General features: G+C 61.3%; 21 protein-coding genes. 17 read left to right on the plus strand and 4 right to left on the minus strand.

Going from position 1 to position 22462, the window contains the following annotated elements:
* Positions 1-93 precede the first annotated feature (93 nt).
* Entirely contained in the window at positions 94-516 is a 423-nt protein-coding gene (locus tag AC6I97_RS13585) for an Hsp20/alpha crystallin family protein (protein WP_497945143.1), read from the plus strand.
* Between the two features lie 75 nt (positions 517-591).
* Here the strand turns inward: AC6I97_RS13585 and AC6I97_RS13590 are convergent, their stop codons facing one another.
* Genes AC6I97_RS13590 through ppsA form a run of 3 tightly spaced genes read right to left on the minus strand, consistent with a single transcriptional unit; the run spans position 592 to position 7207 of the window.
* The gene (locus AC6I97_RS13590) at positions 592-1617 is read right to left on the minus strand and encodes a 6-phosphofructokinase (RefSeq protein ID WP_497945144.1); all 1026 of its coding nucleotides are present in this window, start codon (positions 1615-1617) and stop codon (positions 592-594) included.
* The gene (locus tag AC6I97_RS13595) at positions 1614-4787 is read right to left on the minus strand and encodes an HAD-IA family hydrolase (RefSeq protein ID WP_497945145.1); all 3174 of its coding nucleotides are present in this window, start codon (positions 4785-4787) and stop codon (positions 1614-1616) included. Before AC6I97_RS13595 ends, AC6I97_RS13590 begins: the two co-directional genes overlap by 4 nt.
* Positions 4784-7207 carry a phosphoenolpyruvate synthase gene (gene ppsA / locus AC6I97_RS13600; protein WP_497945146.1) on the minus strand — a complete coding sequence of 808 codons (2424 nt, stop codon included), beginning with the start codon at positions 7205-7207 and terminating at the stop codon, positions 4784-4786. The genes AC6I97_RS13595 and ppsA overlap by 4 nt, the downstream gene beginning before the upstream one ends.
* Positions 7208-7334: 127 nt before the next feature.
* Here ppsA and AC6I97_RS13605 point away from each other — a divergent pair, with 127 nt between their 5' ends.
* The 14 genes from AC6I97_RS13605 to AC6I97_RS13670 all read left to right on the plus strand — a co-directional run bounded on the left by AC6I97_RS13605 (position 7335) and on the right by AC6I97_RS13670 (position 18788).
* Positions 7335-7667 (plus strand): DUF3040 domain-containing protein, encoded by a 333-nt coding sequence (locus tag AC6I97_RS13605; RefSeq protein WP_497945147.1) that lies wholly within the window; start codon positions 7335-7337, stop codon positions 7665-7667.
* Positions 7664-8131 (plus strand): flavodoxin family protein, encoded by a 468-nt coding sequence (locus AC6I97_RS13610; protein WP_223932672.1) that lies wholly within the window; start codon positions 7664-7666, stop codon positions 8129-8131. The genes AC6I97_RS13605 and AC6I97_RS13610 overlap by 4 nt, the downstream gene beginning before the upstream one ends.
* Positions 8131-8577 (plus strand): universal stress protein, encoded by a 447-nt coding sequence (locus tag AC6I97_RS13615; protein ID WP_223932671.1) that lies wholly within the window; start codon positions 8131-8133, stop codon positions 8575-8577. Before AC6I97_RS13610 ends, AC6I97_RS13615 begins: the two co-directional genes overlap by 1 nt.
* A gap of 91 nt (positions 8578-8668) precedes the next feature.
* A complete protein-coding gene (locus AC6I97_RS13620; RefSeq protein ID WP_497945148.1) occupies positions 8669-9571 on the plus strand; it encodes an ABC transporter ATP-binding protein in 903 nt (300 codons plus the stop codon).
* On the plus strand, positions 9568-10332 hold the full coding sequence (locus tag AC6I97_RS13625; protein WP_497945149.1) for a DUF2705 family protein: 765 nt from the start codon (positions 9568-9570) through the stop codon (positions 10330-10332). Before AC6I97_RS13620 ends, AC6I97_RS13625 begins: the two co-directional genes overlap by 4 nt.
* Positions 10333-10334: 2 nt before the next feature.
* The gene (locus AC6I97_RS13630; protein ID WP_497945150.1) at positions 10335-11786 is read left to right on the plus strand and encodes a DUF4389 domain-containing protein; all 1452 of its coding nucleotides are present in this window, start codon (positions 10335-10337) and stop codon (positions 11784-11786) included.
* The gene (locus tag AC6I97_RS13635) at positions 11783-12757 is read left to right on the plus strand and encodes a polysaccharide deacetylase family protein (RefSeq protein ID WP_497945151.1); all 975 of its coding nucleotides are present in this window, start codon (positions 11783-11785) and stop codon (positions 12755-12757) included. The genes AC6I97_RS13630 and AC6I97_RS13635 overlap by 4 nt, the downstream gene beginning before the upstream one ends.
* 17 nt (positions 12758-12774) lie before the next feature.
* Positions 12775-15486 (plus strand): HAD-IC family P-type ATPase, encoded by a 2712-nt coding sequence (locus tag AC6I97_RS13640; RefSeq protein WP_497945152.1) that lies wholly within the window; start codon positions 12775-12777, stop codon positions 15484-15486.
* Positions 15487-15495: 9 nt separating this feature from the next.
* Positions 15496-16029 (plus strand): hypothetical protein, encoded by a 534-nt coding sequence (locus tag AC6I97_RS13645; RefSeq protein ID WP_497945153.1) that lies wholly within the window; start codon positions 15496-15498, stop codon positions 16027-16029.
* A complete protein-coding gene (locus tag AC6I97_RS13650; protein WP_497945154.1) occupies positions 16004-16474 on the plus strand; it encodes a pyridoxamine 5'-phosphate oxidase family protein in 471 nt (156 codons plus the stop codon). The genes AC6I97_RS13645 and AC6I97_RS13650 overlap by 26 nt, the downstream gene beginning before the upstream one ends.
* A gap of 77 nt (positions 16475-16551) precedes the next feature.
* A complete protein-coding gene (locus AC6I97_RS13655; protein ID WP_497945155.1) occupies positions 16552-16920 on the plus strand; it encodes a DUF5655 domain-containing protein in 369 nt (122 codons plus the stop codon).
* 81 nt (positions 16921-17001) lie between these two features.
* The gene (locus AC6I97_RS13660) at positions 17002-17490 is read left to right on the plus strand and encodes a GyrI-like domain-containing protein (protein ID WP_497945156.1); all 489 of its coding nucleotides are present in this window, start codon (positions 17002-17004) and stop codon (positions 17488-17490) included.
* A gap of 2 nt (positions 17491-17492) precedes the next feature.
* Positions 17493-17879: a hypothetical protein gene (locus AC6I97_RS13665; RefSeq protein WP_497945157.1), complete on the plus strand. Its 387-nt coding sequence runs from the start codon at positions 17493-17495 to the stop codon at positions 17877-17879.
* Positions 17880-17918: 39 nt separating this feature from the next.
* Positions 17919-18788 (plus strand): universal stress protein, encoded by an 870-nt coding sequence (locus tag AC6I97_RS13670; protein WP_497945158.1) that lies wholly within the window; start codon positions 17919-17921, stop codon positions 18786-18788.
* Between the two features lie 61 nt (positions 18789-18849).
* Here AC6I97_RS13670 and AC6I97_RS13675 read toward each other — a convergent pair whose 3' ends face one another.
* Positions 18850-19872, minus strand: coding sequence for an AraC family transcriptional regulator (locus AC6I97_RS13675; RefSeq protein ID WP_497945159.1), 1023 nt, complete (start codon positions 19870-19872; stop codon positions 18850-18852).
* A gap of 369 nt (positions 19873-20241) precedes the next feature.
* On the opposite strand from AC6I97_RS13675, the gene AC6I97_RS13680 reads away from it, so the two are divergent.
* Positions 20242-21036: an SDR family oxidoreductase gene (locus AC6I97_RS13680; RefSeq protein ID WP_497945160.1), complete on the plus strand. Its 795-nt coding sequence runs from the start codon at positions 20242-20244 to the stop codon at positions 21034-21036.
* Positions 21037-21179: 143 nt separating this feature from the next.
* Positions 21180-22424 (plus strand): styrene monooxygenase/indole monooxygenase family protein, encoded by a 1245-nt coding sequence (locus tag AC6I97_RS13685; protein ID WP_497945161.1) that lies wholly within the window; start codon positions 21180-21182, stop codon positions 22422-22424.
* Positions 22425-22462 lie beyond the last annotated feature (38 nt).

Here is a 22462-nt window from a genome sequence, read left to right on the forward strand (position 1 = left end):
TCCGGCTGAACAAGGCTATAGGTGCGGGGAACCACTCCCTGCATTGATTGGATCAGGTTGATTGGACCGGATTGTTTGGACCAGGAGGAAAACATGACTGACTTGATGAAATGGTTTGACTCACGTCGCTCGCCTATTGAGCTGATCGAGAGGCTCTTCGATGGAGATGCCGGCACGGGCGCGATCAGGGTGGAGGAAGTCGTTGACGGCAACACCTTGGTCGTCCGGGCAGAGCTCCCCGGAATCGATCCCGAAAAGGATGCTGAAATCACCGTCTCAGATGGCGCATTGACGATCAAGGCAGAGAGGCAGGAGAAGAAAGAGCAAAAGGACAAGGACAGTTATCGTTCTGAGTTCCGCTACGGCTCCTTCTTCCGGCGCGTCCCCCTGCCGGATGGCGTGCAGGAAAGTGACGTGAAAGCGTCGTACAAAGACGGGGTCCTCGAGGTAAGGGCGCCCATCCCGGAGCAGGCGTCGGTGGCTTCCACTTCAAGAATCCCCATCACCAGAGAATAGTCGTTTGGCCCGGCCTCGCCGGGTCAAACCCTTTGTCCGGGAACCTCGCTCCCGGGCGGTCGCGACATCCGGGTCCTAGCCGAACAGCTCCTCGGCTTCCAAATACCGGGAGACCGGCACAGTTTTGATCGTCCCCAAGGCGGTTTCCAGGCCCACGGTAATAATGTCCGTTCCGCGCAGGGATACCATGGTCCCCCATTCGCCTGCTGCGGCTGCCCGGACTGCAGCCATCCCCAACCGTGTTGCCAGCACCCGATCAAAAGCAGTGGGCTCTCCTCCGCGTTGAATATGGCCCAGAACGGTTGCCCTGGTCTCGATTCCCGTAAGATCCTGCAGTTGCTGTTCCAAGAGCATCGCGATACCTCCGAGACGCGGCCGGCCGAATGTGTCCAGTCCACGCGGCGAGTACGGAGCCTCCTGGCCGACAAGCACAAACGCCTCCGCGACAACCACCAAGGGCGCACGGCCGCGGTCATGGGCCGAATTGACCCATGCCGCAACTTGGTTCAAAGCCGCTCGATGCTCGGGAATCAATATGGCGTGTGCGCCTGTGGCCATTCCCGCATGCAGCGCGATCCAACCGGCGTTACGTCCCATCACCTCAGCAATCATGCACCGATGATGCGACTCACCCGTGGTCCGCAACCGGTCGATCGCTTCCGTGGCCGTCTGTACTGCGGTATCGAAACCAAAAGTGAAGTCGGTGGCGCCCAAGTCATTGTCAATGGTTTTCGGCACCCCAATGACCTTGATTCCAGTATCCGACAGGATCCTGGCGGCAGCGAGCGTACCCTCTCCCCCTATGGCAATCAAGCCATCCAGACCGTGCCGGCGCAACGAGTCGGATACAGGTACGGGACCGTCCTCCTTCAAAGGATTAGTCCGTGACGTGCCCAGGATTGTTCCACCGAGCCGGGAGATTCCGCGAACGGCACGACGGGGCAGAGGGAGGATGTCATCGTCCAGGACGCCTCGCCAGCCGTCGCGGAATCCAATGAATTCGTACCCGTGGGTCAGGGCTCCGCCCAGCACTGCCCCTCGGATGACAGCGTTCAAGCCCGGGCAGTCGCCACCGCTTGTCAGGATTCCCAGTCGCTTCATCGATGTTCGCTTTGGCGCGCTGGTTGCATGCGGAAGCTTCGTGTGTCTCCACATGCCAGCATCACGGTTTGGCCGTGGACCTTGACCCTGACCGGTGGGGCGCCGCCGGCGGCAGAGGATATTCGGATGCGTCCATCTTTCAATTGGATGTCCATCAAGTGTCCCCGGTAGGTCACATGGAAGGAGACCGACCGAAGGCCGTGGGGCATGTTCGGCGTAAACGACAACCCGCTCCTGTCCAGCCGCAGGCCAGCGAAGCTTCTTTGGACAACATCGATGGTTCCCGCCATCGCTCCCAAATGTATGCCCGCCTTTGTGGTGCCGTGCTGGGTGTCATCAAGGTCAGCATCAAGGGCTTCCCTGAAACTGTCCCATGCCCGTTCCGGATCCAACGCAGCCAATACTGAAGCATGCGCGACCCTGCTCAAGGTGGAACCATGGGCCGTCCGGGCCAGATAGTACTCAATCGTTCGATCCAATTGTTCCTGCTGCAAAGCGTAGCCAAGGCGCTTCAGAAACGAAATAAGCCCTTGGCGTCCCAAGAGATAAGGAAGCATGAGGACGTCTGCCTGTTTGGCCAGCTTGTATCTGTTGACGTCATCGCCCTCTGCTTCGAGGATGAGGTCCAGCCGCTCAATGTTGTCGTACCGCTGGCGGTACTTGTCCCAGTCCAGTTCCTCCAATTGGTCGTAGCCGGCAAATTGGCTAATGATTCCGTCGTTTGTGAAAGGCACAAATATGGCGCTGGACAGGTGGCTCCACCGGTCAACTTCCTGTTCAGTGATGCACAGGCGTTCCAAAAGGTCGGCCAGTTCGTGACCGGAGAAGGTTTCGGGAATCATGGCAGCACAGGCACAGACCCAGGCAGCCATCACATTCGTGTACGCGTTGTCATCGAGGCCGGGGTTCCCGTTCCCAGGCAACTGCGTGTGATACTCATCCGGTCCCATTACGCCGCGGATGTGGTAACGCTGGTCACCGGGATCGTATTCGGCGACAGCGGCAAAATAGCGCGCTACTTCCACCACCAACTGCGCCCCCTTCTGCGAAAGCCATGGCAGGTCGTTGGTGGCTTCAAAGTACTGCCATGCATTAAAGGCAACAGCAAGCCCCACATGCCTTTGCAGGTGGGAGTGGTCCTGCACCCAACGTCCCGACCTCGCGTTGTATAGCCACCGCGGAGTTTCTTCAGTTCCGTCGCTCCCGCTCTGCCACGGAAACCTGGCACCGGGAAGACCGCCACAGGCCGCGGCCTGCCGTGCCGCAGGGAGTCGACGCCAACGATAGTCCAACAACGCCCGCGCCACGTCAGGTGTCCTTGAGGTGAGAACGGGAAGTACGAACAGCTCATCCCAGAAAACGTGGCCACGGTACCCTTCCCCGTGCAATCCCCGTGCGGGTACGCCAACGTCGAGTTCAGCCGTATGCTGCGTCAGCGTTTGCAGCAAGTGGAACAGGTGCAGGTTCAAGACAAGCTGTACCTGCGCCGGGGCGTCCAATTCCACCTTGAAAGGACGGACGGTCCGCTGCCATGCGGACTCATGGGCCCGCAGGAGTTCGTCAAAATCGGTGCCGGCCCTTGCCAAGCATGCGGCCGCCGCTGTGCCAGTCGACGAAATGGCCCGGTCCCGGGACGTCGCAACGACCACGATCCTCGTCACCGTCACTGCTGCCCGGTCAGGACAATGGGCTTCGAAAGTCCGGAAGTGGAACGCCCCTTTGCTCCCGGAAGTTCCCTTGATACCGGCGACTTCCACACGAAGACCGACGCCAATCCGAACCTGGCTTTGGCTGGTTTCCGCTTCAACCAACAGGGTGTTTCCTTGACCGCCGCCTGCGCCGTCGAAGGTTGTCCGGTCGATCAGGTGTTTGAGACCCGTCAGTGGTGGTTCGGGAAGGTTTGCGTTGCGTACGCCGGCATTGACACCCACACGGATACTGATCAAACCACTCCATCCCACCGGAGCGATACGGGTCTTGATGGCGAGCACGTGAGGATCGGCCATGGAGACGAGTCTCGTCTCAGTGACTTCCAAACGCCGCCCGTCGGGTGCCTCCAGGACGAGTCGGCGCGTGAGGACTGCCTTGTCCATTTGAAGTGTTCTCCGCTCGTGGACAACCCGCAGCCCGTCACTGGACCACCACGGACTGCCTTCCAGCCGCAAGTCCATCGGGAGGCAATCAGGACCGTTGACCATGTGTTCTTCGAGGACTGTCTCCTGGCCCAGTCCGGCGGAGACACGATTGAATACCCCTGAAAGATACATCCCGGCATAGCGCGTGCTCCGGTTGGATTCGGCCACGGCGCCGCGGACGCCCATATATCCATTGCCAAGTGTTGTGAGTGCCTCACGATGGCCTTCGTGGTCCGGATCGGTTCCTTCGAAAATCAGCTGCCAGGGATCACCCATGACCAACCCCAGGTCAAGTTCGCTGACGTCATTGAGCACTACACTTGCTCCGGCGGCCTCAAGCTGGTTGCGGATTCCCCTGCGATCGATCCCCACGACCAGGCCGAACCCGCCTCGATGGGCAGATTGCACTCCTGCAACAGAGTCTTCTATGACTACCGCGCGCTTTGGCGGGACGTTCAACCGCCGGGCTGCCTCCAGGAACACATCGGGCGCAGGCTTGCCGGGGAGGCCAATCGCGGCGGCCGCCGTCCCGTCAAGGACTACGGCGAAGGTGTCTTCCATGCCGGCCCCCGCGAGTACCGGAGTGGCATTTCGGCTTGAGGTCACTACCGCCGCTGGAACCCCGGCTGCCCTCAAGCCCATCAGGAACTGGACTGTTCCCGGATAGGTTTGGACGCCGTCGTTCCTTAGGCGCGCCAGATAGGCCTTGTTTTTCAGTGCACCCAACCCGAAGGCGCTCCACTCACCTGTGGGGTCGCTCGGTAGTCCCTGCGGGATGCGAACACCCCGGGATGCCAGGAGATCCATCAAGCCTCGTTCCCGCGGCTTTCCGTCCACAAGTGTGAAGTAGTCGTTCGGCGTGAAGGCCCGGCGGTCGGCGTCCGACGGAAAGCGGGCATCATGGATGATCGCATCGTAGGCGTCTTTCCAAGCCCCTTGATGGATAGTTGCCGTGCTGGTCACTACTCCATCCAAATCAAGAATGACGGCGTCATAGGGAGGCCTGGCCGCAGCAGCGGTGGGTGATCCCTTCATGTGGCCCTGTCCTGCTCCGGGCGCTGTTCGGCGGCCGCTATCACCGGCAAAGTGCGTAGGAAGGTATCCGGGTTCAATGAGATTGAGTCAATGCCCTCCTGGACCAGGAACCCTGCGAAGTCCGGGTGGTTACTCGGCCCCTGGCCGCACAGGCCGATCTTGATGCCCGCATCGTGCGCTGCCCTGATGACTTGGGAAATCATCGTGGTGACGGCGGGATCCCGTTCATCGAAAAGGCCAGCCAACTGTTCCGAATCGCGGTCCACACCCAGAACCAACTGGGTAAGGTCATTCGAACCCACTGACAAGCCATCAAACCTTTGCGCGAACCTTTCTGCCAGGACGACGTTCGAAGGCACCTCGCACATCATGTAGATCCTGAGCCCGTTTCTCCCCCGCACCAGTCCGTTGTCAGCCATGACAGCGATGACCGTCTCCGCTTCGTGGATTGTGCGGCAGAAAGGTACCATGACGATGACATTGGTAAAACCAATATCGTCACGGACGCGCTTCAAGGCCCTGCACTCCAGCTCGAAACCTTCTTTGTACTCGTTGCTGTAGTACCTTGAGGCGCCACGGAAGCCCAACATGGGGTTCTCTTCGGGACGCTCGAAGTATTGGCCTCCCATGAGGTGGGCATACTCGTTGCTCTTGAAATCGCTAAGGCGGACTACCACTGGCTTGGGGTGGAACGGAGCCGCAATCTTCGCAATCCCAGTGGCCAACACCGAAACGAAATATTCCTCAGGACTTTCATAATCGACAGTCAGGTCACGGATCGACGCGGCCTCGGCGGCGTCGATGACCCGCTCCGGATGCACCAAGGCCATCGGATGAACCCGGATCAAATTGTTAATGATGAATTCCATCCTGGCCAGGCCCACGCCGGCCGCCGGCAGGCGCCACCACCGAAACGCTGCAGACGGGCTGGCGACATTGATCATCACTTCTGTCCGGGTCTCGGGAAGCGTTCCCACATCCACTTCTTCGACGTCAAACTCCAGCAAGCCCTCATAAACCCGGCCTTGCTCACCTTCAGCGCACGACACCGTCACTTGTGAGCCAGGTTTGAGGACTCCCGTGGCGTCACCGGTTCCAACGATTGCCGGGACTCCGAGTTCCCTGCTGACGATGGCAGCGTGGCTTGTGGGACCACCGTGATCCGTGACAATGCCAGCAGCACGCTTCATGACAGGGACCCAGTCGGGATCCGTCATCTGTGTGACCAGAATGGAGCCGTCCACGAACGATTCGATATCCCCCGCATCCCGGATGACACAGACCGGGCCCCGGGTAATCGACTCGCCTACCGCGGCACCGGTTGCCAGTATCCTGCCAGGGCGCCGCAGGTGGTGCATTCGGAAACTGGAGGCAGATCGTTGGGCCTGCACAGTTTCCGGACGTGCCTGGACCATGAACAGTTCGCCGGTGACGCCGTCCTTGGCCCATTCCATATCCATGGGACGGCCGTAGTGCTCTTCCACGGCAACAGCCCATCGCGCAAGCTGCAGTACTTCCGGATCCGTCAGGACCAACGAGCGCTGTTCCCGCTTGCTCGTGTCCACGAGCCGGGTCCGGGCGGTACCACCCTGGCTGTAGACCATCTTCCGTTCCTTGGCTCCGATGTCCCTTTGGATCACCGGTGTCAACGCCGGGTCGCCCAGTAGCGGCTTAAACACTTGGTACTTATCAGGGTTGATGGTTCCTTGAACAACCGTCTCCCCCAGACCCCAGGCTGCGCTGATAAGGACGCTCCGTGGAAAACCGGACTCCGTGTCAATGGAGAACATGACTCCGGACGCCCCGACATCGGAGCGGACCATTCGCTGCACGCCTACGGAAAGCGCTACGTCGAGGTGCCCAAAGCCCTTGATCTCCCTGTAGCTGATGGCCCGATCGGTGAACAGGGAGGCGTAGCACTGCCTGCATGCCTGAAGGACGCCACGCTCCCCGGAAATGTTGAGATAGGTTTCCTGCTGGCCGGCAAAGCTCGCGTCGGGCAAGTCCTCCGCCGTCGCGCTGCTCCGAACGGCCACGGCGAGATTTTCCTGCCCTGCGCGCTGGCACAGGATGCTGTAACTCTGCTCAACGCTTCGGGCGAAGTCCGGCGGGAATTCGGCTGACAGGAATGCTTCCCTGATGGCGCTTCCCGCCTGTCGCAAGGATGAACGCCCGGACCGGTAACCATCCAAAGCGTCACTGATCACCGATTCCAGGCCGTTCGCGAAAAGGAAATGACGGTAGGCATCAGCAGTGGTGGCAAATCCGTCAGGTACCTTCACTCCGGCGGACCGGAGGGACCTGGTCAACTCACCCAGTGAGGCATTCTTGCCCCCGACGGACGGGATGTCCTGGATGCCTGAATCTTCAAACCACAAGACATGGGCGCTGTTCAACGAAGCTTCACGTACTGAATCCATGCCTTGATTCTGGACGCAGGCCTGCAGCATGGGGAGGGTCTTTGGTCCTCTGGCCCGCGGTGACTTTTGGCCCTGTTTCGCCACCTGACATCCGCCCATGCTGGACAAGAGAGCAGGAGGTAAAACCATGGAACTATCCAACTTCGAGAGGCTGGAATTGGACAAGATCGCACGGGCCCTCGAAGAAGAGGACCCAAGGCTGGCCGCCCTCATGAGCATGGAAGACCTGGGACGAATCCGCTGGAAGCATGCCGTCAGGGGAATCCTGGTTGGCCTGTCAGGACTGGGGTTGCTGCTGGCTGGCGTCGCGCTGGGTGAACCAGTGCTCGGAATAACGGGCTTCATGGTGATGGGCGGCGGCACATACTGGGCAACTCTGTTCATGGATGCCCGTCCCGCCCGCAGGAAGGCCGAGGCCACCAGGCTCCAACACCATGGAAAAGACGAGGAAGCAGCATGAAGGCAGTTATTGTTTACGACTCCGCTTACGGAAACACCAAGGCAATCGCGGAGGCTGTGGCCTCTGGACTGGGATCAGCGAATGCCAGGACAGTGCCGGCAGCACAGTTCCGGCGTGGGGATGTGTCGGCCGGCGACTTGTTGGTAGTGGGTAGCCCCATCAACGGCTGGCGGCCTACACCCAAGACCATGCAAGCCTTAACCGATGTTGGGACTCAGGGACTTTCCGGAATCCTTGCCGCTGCCTTTGACACCCGGGTCAAGTTATTCATCCACGGCGATGCGGCCAAGAAGATCTCCCACCAACTGAAAAAGGCAGGTGCAACTCTCGTGAGCAAGCCCATGCCCTTCTACGTGGGGGGCACGGAAGGTCCACTCCTGGCCGGTGAGACCGAGCGGGCGCGTACTTGGGGCGGGGAGCTCCTAACGCTAATGAAGACCAAAGCAACCAAGAGGAGTGCCTGATGGCTGGACGTTTGGATCCCAGCAAGATCATCGTGGGCGTCGACGGCTCCCAAGCGTCAGTGGAAGCGTTGCGCCAAGGCCAACATTTGGCAACGGCCCTCAACGCGCCTATGGAAGCGTGGGCCTGTTGGGAACTTCCCCTCGGATACGAGGCCTACCTGGCGATGGGCATCGACGGGTTCGCCCATGAAGCCGAGAAGCATTTGGAAGACGCCCTCGTCGAAGCTTTCGGGGCCGACCTGCCAAAGAACGTCAGCCGGCGGCTTGTCCAAGGCTCGGCCCGGGCCGCCTTGGTGGAGGGCAGCAAGCATGCAGCACTCGTCGTCGTCGGCCGCCGCGGACACGGCGGCTTTGGTGGCCTCCTTCTTGGGTCAGTGAGTTCCGCAGTCGTCGCGCACGCCCACTGCCCCGTCGTCGTCGTGCATTCTCCCGAAAACGCTACCTGAGATGGAACCGGACCAGAAGACGCGGCTTCCAGCCAAAAAAGCTCCTCTCCCGGAGTCAGCAAGCCCACGTGCTGTGATCGAATGCACGGGCTTGACTAAAGCGTTCGGACGCAACATCGCCCTCGATGCGGTAAACCTGAGCGTGCTCGAAGGGTCGATCTTTGGCTTCCTGGGCCCCAACGGTGCAGGAAAGACCACTCTGCTCCGCATTATGACGGGACTGTCCCACGCTACGTTCGGCGGCCTCCGCGTACTGGGCATGGATGTCGGCGCGGAAGCCCCCCAAGTCCGTCGCGAGGTCGGCTATCTCCCTGATGTTCCGGCCTTCTACGGCTGGATGACGGCTTCCCAAACCCTTCAGCTCGCTGGCCGGCTATGTGGTCTCAAGGGCGGACTGCTGGCCGACCGGGTCCAGGAGTTGTTGGGCTTCATGAGATTGGACGGAAACAACCAGGCAATCGGGAAGTACTCCCGGGGAATGCGTCAACGCCTGGGCGTGGCACAGGCCCTCATCAATTCGCCCAAACTACTTTTGCTGGACGAACCCACCAGCGCACTGGATCCCGGCGGCCGGAGGGAACTCCTGGATTTCATCGGTGGACTGCGAGGGCAGACTACCGTGTTCTTCTCAACGCATATCCTCAGCGATGTGGAGCGTGTTTGCGACTCAGTGGCCATCCTTGACAAGGGCAGGGTCCTCTCCCAGTCCTCCATGGAAGAACTCCGGTCAAGGCACGGACAACAGACAATCGCAGTGGAAGTCAGTACGGGCGCCGAGAGGCTCGCCCAAGCAATCGCCGGAAGGAACTGGAGCATATCGGTGCACCCCGGCCCCCGGGGCGAAATTCTTGCGCGGGTATCGGATGTGGCTGCTGCCCAGCACGAGATTCCCACCATGGTCAGTGACCAGGGCACGGGCCTGGTGCGTTTGGAAAGCACCGAGATCAGTCTGGAAGACATCTTCCTCGAACTCGTTGGAGACCCGGTGCCGTGAACAGCTTTTCAGTCCTCGCCCGCAAGGAAGCCCAGGAGATAGTCCATACGTGGCGCATATGGGTGCTTCCTGCGATGGTCGTCTTCTTTGCCGTCACCGGCCCGCCGCTTGCCCGGATAACTCCTGAGCTCCTGGGATCACTCACCGCCGGGTCGCCGGGGTCGATCAGCCTGCCCCCGGCAACGTTTGCCGACGCGTACGGGCAATGGGTCAAGAATCTGTCCCAGATCATCCTGTTCGCCATCATCATCATGTACGGCGGAATGGTCTCCACCGAGGTCCGCGAAGGCACTGCGGCATTCGTACTCTCCAAGCCTTTGCGGAGACGCACGTTCATCACCGCCAAAGCAGCCGTCCATGGGCTCTTCGTCACCATCGCCATTGGTTTTGGCACCCTGGCTACGTGGCTTGCCACGCTGTTCGTCTTTGGCGAGGCACCCGCCGGCCGGCTTTGGGGTCCGGCGCTTTTGCTCCTCCTCTTCGCCCTCCTGATCCTCGCCTTCATGGAACTCTTTTCGGTCCTGATTCCAGCACCGGCAGGCGCCGCCGGGGCCGGACTTGGCTTGTATGCGCTGTTGGCAGTGGGCGCAGCATGGGATCCGTTGGCGAGCTATTCTCCCGCGGGTGTCCCCGGCCTGGCTGCCGCCATAACAGCGAATCAAGCACATCCTTCGCCGGTCTGGCCTGTGATCACGGGGCTTGCTGCCGCGGTGGCCGCTGTCCTATTGGCCACGTGGGCATTCACGAGGAAAGAACTGTAGACATGCCAAAACCAGCCTCGATAGCGATGCTCGTCGTCGGGATCATTCTGTCAATCTTTGGATTCGCGCTCACCACGGGAGGGGCAGCGGCTGCTCTACTGGCCTCGGGCCAGGGCGACGAAGGCTACTTCAGCTCGCGCACGGAACGCTACACCGTGGCATCGTATGCGTTGGTCTCTCCACAGCTGGATGCCATCGGCGAGGGAACTCCTGAAAGACTCCCCTTTGACGTTGGCACGCTGAGGCTCAGGGCAACGCCGGACAAACCTGATGGCCGGATTTTCATCGGCATTGCGCCCCAAGCCGAAGTTGATGCCTATCTGAAGGGCGTCCACCGTACGGAGCTGCAGGAAGTTAAGTTCCAGCCCTTCCGGCCCGTTTACCGGGACATCCCCGGGTCCTCCACACCGGCCCCACCCACCAGCCAACCCTTGTGGGCAGCCTCCGCTTCCGGACCGGGACGACAGGAACTCACATGGAACATTTCCGCGGGCAGTTGGACCGTGGTTGTCATGAATGCCGACGCAAGCGAGGGCGTTTCCGCCGACCTCCAGGCAGGATTCCGATCAGAGCTGATTAAGCCTGCGGCAACGGGCCTGCTGCTCGCCGGCACACTTGCCCTGGTCCTCGGAGTGCCGCTGCTGGTGGCTGGAGCCGTAGGACTGGGCAGGCACGGCGCCGCCTCTGTGCCGTCGGTCCAGCAAGCCCCCTTCGTGGCCGGGCAACAGCCGGCAGCCGCAGGAACCATCGGCTATCCGGTGCGCTTGTGGGGGTCTGTGGATCCGGCCCTCACACGTTGGATGTGGCTGGTCAAGTGGTTCCTTGCCATTCCACATTTCTTCGTCTTGTTCTTCATCTGGTTTGCATTCGTGGTGACCACCTTTATCGCGTGGTTTGCCATTCTCTTCACCGCCCGATATCCGCAGTCGCTCTTCCAGTTCAACGTGGGCGTCCTCCGGTGGACGTGGCGTGTGGCTTTCTACGTCTACGCCGCCGGCGGCACGGATCAGTACCCGCCCTTCACACTTGCACACGCCAACTACCCTGCCGACCTGGACATCGACTATCCGGCTCGTCTTTCCCGTGGCCTGGTGCTTGTTAAGTCCTGGTTCCTGCTTATCCCGCATTTGCTCATCGTCGGGGCGATCACCGGCACAGCGACGTGGGCGTGGCGTACCCAGGACGGAGCCGCCGGTGTGGTGGGTGACCGCGGCGGAGGACTGTCTTTGCTTGCCCTGCTGGTGCTTATCGCCCTGGTGATCCTGCTGTTCACCGGCAGGTATCCCGAGGCACTATTTGCTTTCATCATGGGCTTGAACAGGTGGGTGTACCGGGTCCTGGCGTATGGCGCGCTCATGCGTGACGAATACCCTCCGTTCCGGCTTGACCAAGGCCCTGATGAGCCGTACGTGGTGCGGCCTCCGGGTCAAAACCAACAGGACGGCTACCCGTGACCGGGAACGACCTGCCGTCACAAGACCTGCCGTCCAGGAGCAAGGCACGACGGCGGATGGTCGCCGTCGTGGTTGTGGCCGCCTTGGCGGTGCTTGCGGCGGGCCTGACGCTGATGATCAGTTTGTGGCCAAATGGATCACCTGGCCCCGCGACGCAGGGTGCATCGCCGGAGACACGTGCGGCAAGTTCCCCCGCCAGTCCCACGCCTCCTGCCACAAACACGACACCAACCACGGAACCATCCCTGGTTCCCCCACCGGAAGTTCCCCCACCGGAACCTGCGCCCACCGTGCCCGGCTCCACCACGGCCACGCCGCCTGCCCTCCCTTTTCCAGAGTGGCTTCGCGGACAGGACCTGACGTCGATTCCAGGAGCAGGAAACCAGATTGCCTTGACCTTCGACGGCGGCGCCAACGCGGCCGGACTTCAAATCATTCTGTCCACGCTGGACCGGGAACATGTCCGGGCGACGTTCTTCCTCACAGGAACCTGGGCAGCGGCGAATCCGGACGGCGTGGCCCGGATAGTGGCGGCCGGGCACCGGCTGGGCAACCATTCGATGACCCACCCTGCCTTCACCCAGCTGACGGACCCGATGATCGCTGACGAAATCGGACGCGCCGAATCAGCGATTGTCGCGGCAGGCGGTGCGCCCCGGCCCTTCTTCAGGTTCCCTTTCGGAGACCGCGACTCCCGGACCATCAACACCGTCAACGGCCTCGGCTATGTGCCTGTGCGCTGGAGCGTCGACACTCTCGGATGGAAGGGAACCAGCGGAGGCATGGCCCGTGAATCCGTAGTCCAACGCGTCTTGGGAGGCCTTCAGCCAGGAGGCATCATCCTCATGCATGTCGGTTCGAATCCTGACGATGGCAGCACGTTGGATGCAGATGCTTTGCCGCTCATTATTGAAGGGACAAGGTCCGCCGGATTCGGTTTCGTCACTCTCGATGCGCTCATGGCCGGCTAGACCAAGGATGCCTCCCGATGAAGAACGGCACCGAGACGGCCCACCATAGCCTGCCCGCCCATGAAGTAGTGCTGCTCCTGGAAGCCGACGCGTTTCACGGCCTCAGGGTGGAGGAAATTGCGGGTCGGAGGCAGGCATATGGGTTGAACGTGCTCCCGCGCGCTGCCCGGAGCGGGCTTCTGCGTTCCGCGGGCCACCAGTTCAACAATCCCCTGGTCTATGTACTGATTGCTGCGGCCATCGTGACCATGGTGCTCGGTGAGTATGTGGACACCGGAGTCATTGTTGGTGTTGTGATCGTCAATGTCGTGATCGGACTCATCCAGGAAGTCCGTGCAGAGGCCGCGTTGGAGGCGTTGCGCTCACTTGTTCCGACTAGCAGCGTCGTAGTCAGAGGGGGTAACCGGATAGAGGTCCCCTCCGAATATCTGGTACCGGGAGACCTCGTATTGGTGGAAGCAGGCGACAAGGTCCCCGCGGACATCCGGCTTGTACGTACTTCCGGGCTACGGGTTGACGAGTCCGCCCTGACAGGGGAATCCGAAGCTGTGAGCAAGGATGAAATCGTCCTGCCGCTCACCACTCCCGTGGCCGACCGCCGCAACATGCTCTACGGAGGCACCCTGGTCACCGTAGGCGCCGGCGCTGGAATCGTCGTCGCCATTGCCGCAGAGACGGAACTCGGGGAGATCCAGCGGCTCATGGGGGCAGTCACTCCGGCTTCCACTCCCCTTACCAACAAACTGGCCTCGTTCAGCATGACACTCACTGTGGCAATCCTCGCGTTGGCCGCAGTTGCTTTCATCATTGGGGTGGGCCGGGGCCAGCATCCGGCCGGAATGTTTACGGCCGCGGTTGCCCTGGCGGTCGGTGCCATACCTGAAGGCCTGCCGGCTGCCGTTTCCGTGACGCTGGCCATTGGAGTGAGGAGGATGGCACGCAGACGCGCCGTGGTCCGGCGGCTTCCTGTCGTGGAGACCCTGGGGAGCACCACGGTGATCTGCTCGGACAAGACGGGCACCTTCACTGAAAACCAGATGACTGTGACCGCGATCAGGACCCCCGCCTGCTGCTACGAGGTCACAGGAACCGGATACGGTCCCGAAGGTGCCATTGGGCCTGTTTCCCCTGGGCACACCGCGGGTACTGCCACCGCGGGTGACGTTGCGCTGCAGTGGTGCCTTGTAGCCGGTGCCGTCTGCAACGATTCCACCGTCTTCCAGGAAGATGGCCAGTGGCATGTACGGGGTGACCCTACAGAAGCCGCCATGATCGTGGTTTCGGGCAAGGACGGCGTGGACATCCCGCGCTTCGTTTCCCGGAATCCCCGGCAGGGCATCATCCCGTTCACCCACGAACGCCAATACATGGCAAGCTTCCACAAGGACGCTGGCGGGGAATCGCATGGCCTGCTCCTTGTCAAAGGAAGCCTCGAACGTGTTTTGGAACTCTCCTCCAGCCAAATGGGCGCTGACGGCTGCTCCCAGCCGCTCGACGTCCGGACCATCGGCCAGGCTGCTGAGGAACTTGCCGGGCGCGGCCTGCGAATACTCGCAACAGCCATGAAACGCCTGCCCGAAAACGCGGCAATCGACGCTGCACCGCCGCTTAAAGGACTCGTGTTTACTGGCTTTCAGGCGATGTACGATCCTCCGCGGGCGGCAGTTGCAGGCGCTGTACGGTCCTGCCTGGACGCAGGCATCGCCGTCAAAATGATCACCGGGGACCACCTCGGAACGGCCACCGCGATCGCCGCAGCCGTTGGTCTTGACGGCGGAAGTACCGCCGCCACAGCCCTTTCGGGCACCGACCTTGAAGGCATGGGTGAGGATGAACTAATGGCCGCCGTCAACAAGGCATCAGTTTTTGCGAGGGTGTCGCCGGAGCTGAAGCTGCGCCTTATCGATGCGCTGCAAAACAAAGGCCACATCGTCGCCATGACAGGCGACGGCGTCAACGACGCACCGGCACTTCGCCAAGCCAACGTCGGCATCGCCATGGGTCATTCCGGAACAGAGGTAGCCAAGGAGGCATCGGACATTGTACTGACCGATGATAATTTCGCGACCATCGAAGCCGCGGTCGAGGAAGGCCGGAACGTTTTCGACAATTTGGTTAAGTTCATTGTCTGGACGCTTCCGACGAATATGGGAGAAGGCATGGTCATTCTGGTGGCCATCGTCCTCGGACTGACCCTGCCTATCCTGCCCACGCAGATTTTGTGGATCAACATGACGACGGCTGTTGCCCTCGGCCTCATGCTCGCCTTCGAGCCCAAGGAGCCCGGCCTCATGTCCAGGCCGCCCCGGGATCCCCGCCAGTCCCTGCTGACCTGGACGCTTACGCTCCGCGTCCTGCTTGTCTCGATTCTCCTTGTTGGTGGTACCTGGTGGATCTTCGAATACGAATCAGGCCAAGGATCCACGCTTGAGGAAGCGCGGACTTCAGCCGTCAATCTCTTTGTCATGGTGGAGCTTTTTTACCTGTTCAGCTGCAGGTCCCTGACCCGTTCCGTGTGGAAGCTCCGCCCGTTCAGCAACCCTTGGCTTGTGGTCGGTGTCCTCATCCAAGCAGCCGGACAGGCCGCCATGACCTACTTGCCGTCCATGAACGCCGTGTTCCACACCGCTCCATTGTCAGCAGAAGCTTGGCTGCGCATTCTAGGCGTTGCCATGGTGGCTGCTCTGGCGGTGGCATTGGACAAGCACTTTCGCCACAACATCATTTAGGAGGAAGACATGACCTTTGTGCTGCTTCTGATCATCCTCGGCTTCGTCGCCACGACTTCCATAGCTGGTGGCCTCACCATGGTCCTTGGATCCTGGCCGGGCCCGGAACGCCTCGGACTGCCAGCGGAGATACAACTGCCTGTTGAGTACCTGGAGGGCTCGCTTTTCAGCAACTATCTGGTTCCCGGAATCTTGCTGGCATGCGTTGTGGGAGGCCTCCATACGGCAGCATTCGTCCTGCTCCTCAGGCGGAGCCGCTTGGCCGGTCTTGTAACCACCACCGCTGCCTATTCCATACTGGTATGGATCTTCGTACAGATGTCCCTGATCCCGTTCAGCGCGTTGCAGGCCGTCTACTTCGGTGTGGGCCTGGCAGAACTGGGGCTGCTGTTGCTTCTGCTCGGTGTCATGCCCCCAATTGGTCGGCAGCACGCTTCACGGCGAGTGGCAGCGAACCGATCGCACGACGGGACTTTGGGCCCTGTTAGGCACAATCGAGCCGCCGTAGGATCGCCGCATGACCGACAAGAACATAGTGCCTGAGGCAGAAGTACTCGAAGCCGACGATTGCTGGAGGCTCCTTGGCGAAACGAACGTTGGGCGACTCTCCGTGATTGTGGACGGCCACCCGGACATCTTTCCGGTGAATTATGCCGTGGACAACCGGACGATCGTCTTCCGGACGGGCATGGGAACCAAGCAGCAGGCTATTGAAGACAACTCCGTTGTTGCCCTTGAAGCCGACTCGGTGAGTGCCGAATTCGGTATGGCCTGGAGCGTGGTGGTGAAAGGCGCAGCCGGCGAGGCCGGTCCGGGCGGTCCCACCTTGGATGAAGTCAAACGTTCCCTCTTCCCGTGGCAAGGCGTTGGCCAAGACCTTCTGTACCGGGTAGTCCCCCAATCCGTCACCGGCAGGCGCTTTGATCTCTCGGCTCCCATGTCCCTGCAAACTCCGCTGGACGACGCCACGCGCGCAGGCTTGGAGTAAGTCCGGCCGTCGCAGCCAAAGACGGCGGTGATGGCACTGGGCGCCAGATTGCTGCCTCGAAGCCCCGGCCGGGCGTTGTGAGCCTCACTCCGCCACCCGATGCTGTGGCCTTTTTCGATGGGTCACCCGAAGGACTGGCGATCTGCAACGCGGTCTTCAGCGCGATCTCCGGCCTCGGGCCGATATCGGTCCGCGTTTCCAAGAGCCAGATCGCCATCCGACGCCGGCATGGTTTCGCCTTCCTTTGGCGCCCGGGCAAGTACGTGAAGTCAACGGTTCCTGTCGTCTTGTCGTTGGCTTTGCCGTATGAGCTCGGATCCCGCAGGTTCAAGCAGGTAGTCCACCCGGCCCCCTCGGTGTGGGTTCATCATCTGGAACTTCGGGATCCTGGGATGGTTGATGAGGAAGTGGCGCAGTGGCTGCAGGTGGCCTTTGATGCTGCCTAAAGCCGGTCCGGTCGTCCCCTTCCTACGTTTTAGAGTCGTTCGGCCCTGTCGGTTGCGGGATGATCAGGGAAATCTGGAGGCATGAGCACCATCGACCTGGAACCCAGACTGATTAAGACGTCCGAGCAGCCCACCGCGGTGGTCCGCGACCGCGTGCCAATGGCCAACCTGACAGAGTTCTTCGGCCGTGCCTTAGGTACAGTCATGGCCGCCGCCCAGGCCCAGCACGCCAGCCCCACAGGCCCACCGTTTGCCCTCTACCACGGCATGCCTACCGACACCGTGGACGTTGAGGCAGGGTTTCCTGTTACCCCGAACTTCTCCGCAGGCGGGGACGTCATCAGTGGCCGACTGCCGGCTTCGGACGCGTTCGAGGCCGTCCACAAAGGACCCTATGACACTTTGGAAAGGACATACGCCCTTATCCTTGAGCGAATGAGCGCGGAAGGAATGACCCCCTCCGACACAATGTGGGAGTTCTACCTGAGTGATCCGGAAAAGGAACCGGACCCCGGCAAGTGGCAGACGCGCGTCGTCTGGCCCGTAGTCGGAGCAGTGCAGGCAGTCTGACCATGCCGGCCCGACACGACAATCCACGCAAGCGCGACCGTGGCCTTTATCAAGGTCACCGGGCCGACGGTCATCAGCGAGGCGCCAAAGGCACCGGGAAACTGCAGATGGTGGTCAAGTTGGAGCCGGACTATCCGGCTGCCTGCCTCATTGTCCGTGGTCACATCTCCAGCCAGAACATCCCGGTCATCTTTGCCGTAGTGCGCCGGGTCAACACGGCCGTTCCCGGCGTCGACATCTCCGTGGATCTCAGCCTTGCCAGCATAACCACCGAGGCTCTTGGCCAGCTCAAGGAGGTCTCCAGGAACGGCATGCTTCCCCTTGCGGCGGACCTGGCCAGGGTTCCCTGCCACGTTCGGATCCTGGAATCCTCACGCCAAATGGCCTGAACGCCACACACTGCAACTTGACGAAAGCAGGCAACAACAATGAGCAACGACCACACCATCGCCGTCGGCGTAAAGGACTCTACCCAAAGTGAGGCCGCCCTGATTTGGGCTGGTCGACGTGCCGAAAAACAGCATGCGCCGCTTGCAATCCTCCATGTCCTGGATGACCGTTGGCTGGTTGAGCCCGCTTCGTGGCGGCGTTCCCTCGCCCAATCCGGCGAAAAGCTCCTGCAAGCAGCTGAGGCACGTGTCATGCAGCGTTTCCACGTCAAGTCCACCACCGAACTGCTCAACGGCAGTGTGGCAGCGGCCCTTGGTGAGTACGCCCGGAAGACGTCTTTGATGGTGATCGGATCCGGCAGCCCCCACCTTGGCGGCTCAATGACAGACCGGGCCCTGCAAATAGCCGGCGCTTCGGCCGGCCCGGTGGCCGTGGTCGGGACGGCAAACGACGAAGAGGACAGGCACGGAATCGTGGTTGGCGTGGACGGTTCGGAACTCTCCCTCAGAGCCGTTGCCTTCGCGGCTGCCGAAGCGGACCGCGAGGGCCAGGAACTCACAGCACTTCATGCGTACAACGCCCCTGATCCGGTCACGGATGCCGGTTTGGCGCCAGCGGAACTCAGGCAGTTGATCAGCGAACAGGAGCGCATTGTTCTGTCTGAGACGGTTGCCGGACTCAGCAACTCCTATCCCGACCTGACCATCAAGAGGGTTTCGGAGCCGCACAAGGAACCGGTGCGGGCTTTGGTGGAGACAGCCGCCAACGCAAGGCTGCTCGTGGTGGGGAGCCGGGGACGCGGAGGTTTCGCCCGTCTGCTGCTTGGCTCGACGGTCCATGGCGTTCTGACTCATTTGCCATGCCCCACCATCGTCATCCCGCCGGACAACACTCCGGAGATGGACTAGCCTGCGCTTCTCCATCCTCCCACCTGCAACCGACGGTGCAGCAGCGCCGCGAAGGTCTCTGCTACCGGCGAAGGCTCTCCGAGGGCAACTCGCCGAACGTGTCCAGGTACAGCGCCGAGAAGCGCCCTTGGTGTGAGAAACCGCAGCGCTCGGCGATCGAAACAATGGTCTCCTGTCCAGGGGCAGCAGCGAGAAGCAGTTCCCGGGCCCGGTCCAGGCGCACCCTCCTCAACAACTCCGACGGCGTTGCCCCAACTTCGGAGCGAAGAGCCAGCTGCAGGGTACGCACCGACACTCCCAGGTTCTCCGCGATGTCCGGAACCGCCAGGTCCTCAGAGGCATGCCGTTCCAGCAGTTCGCGGAACTGGCGGATCAACCGGCTCTCGGCGGCAGGGCTGGAGCGATCAGCCTCCGTCACAGGATTCATGGCCAAGAGCAGTCGTGAAACCATCGTGTCCGCGAGTAGCTTCTGGACGAACCCTGGAGCTGTCTTTTGCTGCTGGCTGATCATGTCGTCGTGGAGTTCAACGACGGACCTCAAGAACGCCCGGCCGGCCGAGCCCGTGAGGTCCATCGCGTAGCCGAGCTTCACGCCCTTCTCCGGGTCTGCGCCCGGATCATTGCTGCGCAAGTCTTTACCCTGCGGATCCCCGCCGTAGAGCTGGGCTGCAACGGAGGCAAGGGCGAGGCGGCTCACGTAGACAATCAGATGCGGGGTTCCGCGATCCCACGTCATGGTGAACGGGCGGTCGATCGGCGGAACTGTCGCGGTTTTGGGGCTCGAGTCCACCGACGATGAGCCCACATCCATGTGCGCGTGGCCAGCGAGGGGAATCTGGATCAGGTGGAAGTTCTCCAGGCCTTCCGGACTGATCCGGACGTCCGCACCGTAGTCGAGGAATTCGATGCCGACATCACCGCGATGCAACGAGCGCAGCTTCATGTCCACGGACGTCCCCCGGGTCTGCGGAACGAGGTCGTGACCGCAGAACAGATCGGCGATTTTCTGGTGCGCATCATCGACATCGGTCGTGGTCACTGTGGGCAAACCCCGGAGGACATCACGGGGAAGGATCCTCACCATTGCGCGTTCCTTCCCCGGTTTTCGTTTTTCGGATGAGCCCTGCGCCAAGCGGATAGACCCGTTTTTCGCCTGTGAATAGAGTCGCTCTTAGAACAAGTATGACGCACGTCATAGAAACGCAGCAACGAAACCGATGGAAGGGGTGAGCAGAGATGAAGAACGTCAAGCTGGTGCATGACCGCCGAATCGAGTGGGAACGGACTCATCCGAAGCCCGCGCCCAAGCCCACTGTCAAATAGGTCCAGGCCGACTGTCCAATAGTCCTGGCTCGGTCAAATAGGCAGTGAAACGGGCCCTCCGTCGGCAATGACGAGCGTCATGCGTACGTAAGACTTTCCACCTCACAGATTCACTACGAAAGGTTTGGCCATGTCAGAACTCTCGGGCAGGACCGCTGTCGTCACCGGCGGCGTCACCAAGATCGGCCAAGGCGTCGCCATGGCGTTGCGCGATGCCGGTGCCACCGTCGTGGTCGCCGACATCGACGCCGACGGCGGTGCCCAGCTCCACACGTTGGGAAGCGGCATCAGCTTTTCACTCACTGACATCACGGATGACGTAGCCATTGCGCGGCTTATGGACGATACGGCGGCCTCGCACGGGGGTATCGACATCCTCGTCAACCTTGCCTGCACTTACAAGGATGACGGTGCGGCTTCGGACAGGAACGATTGGCTTCAGGCACTGAACGTCAATGTGGTGAGCGCCGTCATGGCAAGCAACGCGGCGCGCCCCTACCTCAAGGCATCCCAGCGCGGAGCCATCATCAACTTCACCTCGATTTCGAGTTCCGTTGCCCAGACAGGCCGGTGGCTCTACCCCGCGGGCAAGGCCGCCCTGGTCCAGCTGACCCGGAGCATGGCCGTAGATCTTGCCGACGACGGCATTCGCGTCAATTCGGTCAGCCCTGGATGGGTGTGGAGCAACATCATGGACACCCTGTCCGGCGGCGACATTGACAAGACAGACTCGGTAGCAGCCCCGTTCCATGCCCTGAAGCGGGTGGGCCGGCCCGAGGAGATCGGAGCCGTGGTCGCTTTCCTCGCCGGCGACGCCGCAAGCTTCGTGACAGGAGCTGATTGGGCCGTCGACGGCGGCTACTCCGCATTGGGGCCCGAGCGCGCCGAAGAAGCCATCCCATTACTCGCCGCTGAAAAGAGGTGACGACACATGAATGACATCAAGCTCGTGCACATCGGCCTTCCCGGCTGGGAACAAACCCATCCCGAACGAACGCCGAGGCCCGGCCAAATATCTTCCCCCATCATTTACGGATGCAGAGACTGCAGAAAGACAAGGTCAACACTATGACACAGCGCCACATCACCATCGTCGGAGCAGGGCAATCGGGCCTGCAACTTGGCATCGGCTTGCTCAAGGCAGGATTTGCGGTCACCACGATCTCCAACCGCACCGCTGAAGAAATCCACGAGGGAAAAGTCTCCTCCAGCCAGTGCATCTTCCACGATGCCCTTGAACACGAGAGGGCGCTTGGGTTGGACTTCTGGCCAGAAGCCCCCACCGTGGACGGAATATCGTTCACGATCCCCCATCCTGAAGTTCCTGGTGAGAAGGCCATCAGCTGGGCATCCCGCCTGGATAACCCGGCCAAGTCCATTGACCAGCGGGTCAAATTCCCGCGGTTCATGGAAGAGTTCGTGGCGCAGGGAGGCGAGCTCGTGTTCGAGGACGCCGGCGTGGAAGAACTGGAACGCTACTCGCTTAACTCCGATTTGGTGATTGTGGCAGCCGGCAAGGGAGAAATTGCGCAGCTCTTCACCCGGGATGCCCAGCGCAGCGCCTACGACGCACCCCAACGCGCTTTGGCGCTGACGTACGTCACTGGAATGGAGCCCAGGGCAGAACATTCGGCAGTTTCCTTCAACCTGATTCCAGGGGTGGGCGAATATTTTGCCTTCCCTGCGCTCACCACCACTGGTCCCTGCGAAATCATGGTTTTCGAGGGCATCCCGGGCGGACCCATGGATTGCTGGAAGGGCCTGACTCCCGCGGAACACTTGGAGACGTCCAAAAACATCCTGAAGCAGTACTTGCCGTGGGAAGCCAGCCGGGCAGCCGACGTCGAGCTGACCGACCCCAACGGGTTCCTGCAGGGCCGGTTCGCACCCACTGTCCGCCATCCCATCGCCACGCTCCCCAGCGGCAGGAAGGTCCTGGGACTCGCCGACGTCGTTGTCCTGAACGACCCCATCACCGGACAGGGCTCCAACAACGCCAGCAAGTGCGCGGCTTCCTACTTGCAGAGCATCGCGGCGCACGGCGAAGGTGCCTTCGACGCAGCGTTTATGCAGGCCACTTTCGAAGAGTATTGGAACTACGCCCAGCACGTAGCACAGTGGACGAATGCGCTGCTGGCTCCGCCGCCCCCGCATGTCCTTTCGCTACTGGGAGCGGCCGGCCAGTCGGCCGAAATCGCCCACCGCTTCGCCAACGGATTCAACAACCCGCCGGACTTCCAGGAATGGTTCATGGACCCGGATAAGGCGGCCGCATACCTTGCAAGCGCGGGCTCCGCCGTACCCGCGACCTGATAGTCGTTCCACTTCCCCTGGCAACAACGTTCCTCGAA

This window comes from Arthrobacter sp. TmtSoilC48 (assembly GCF_059739425.1).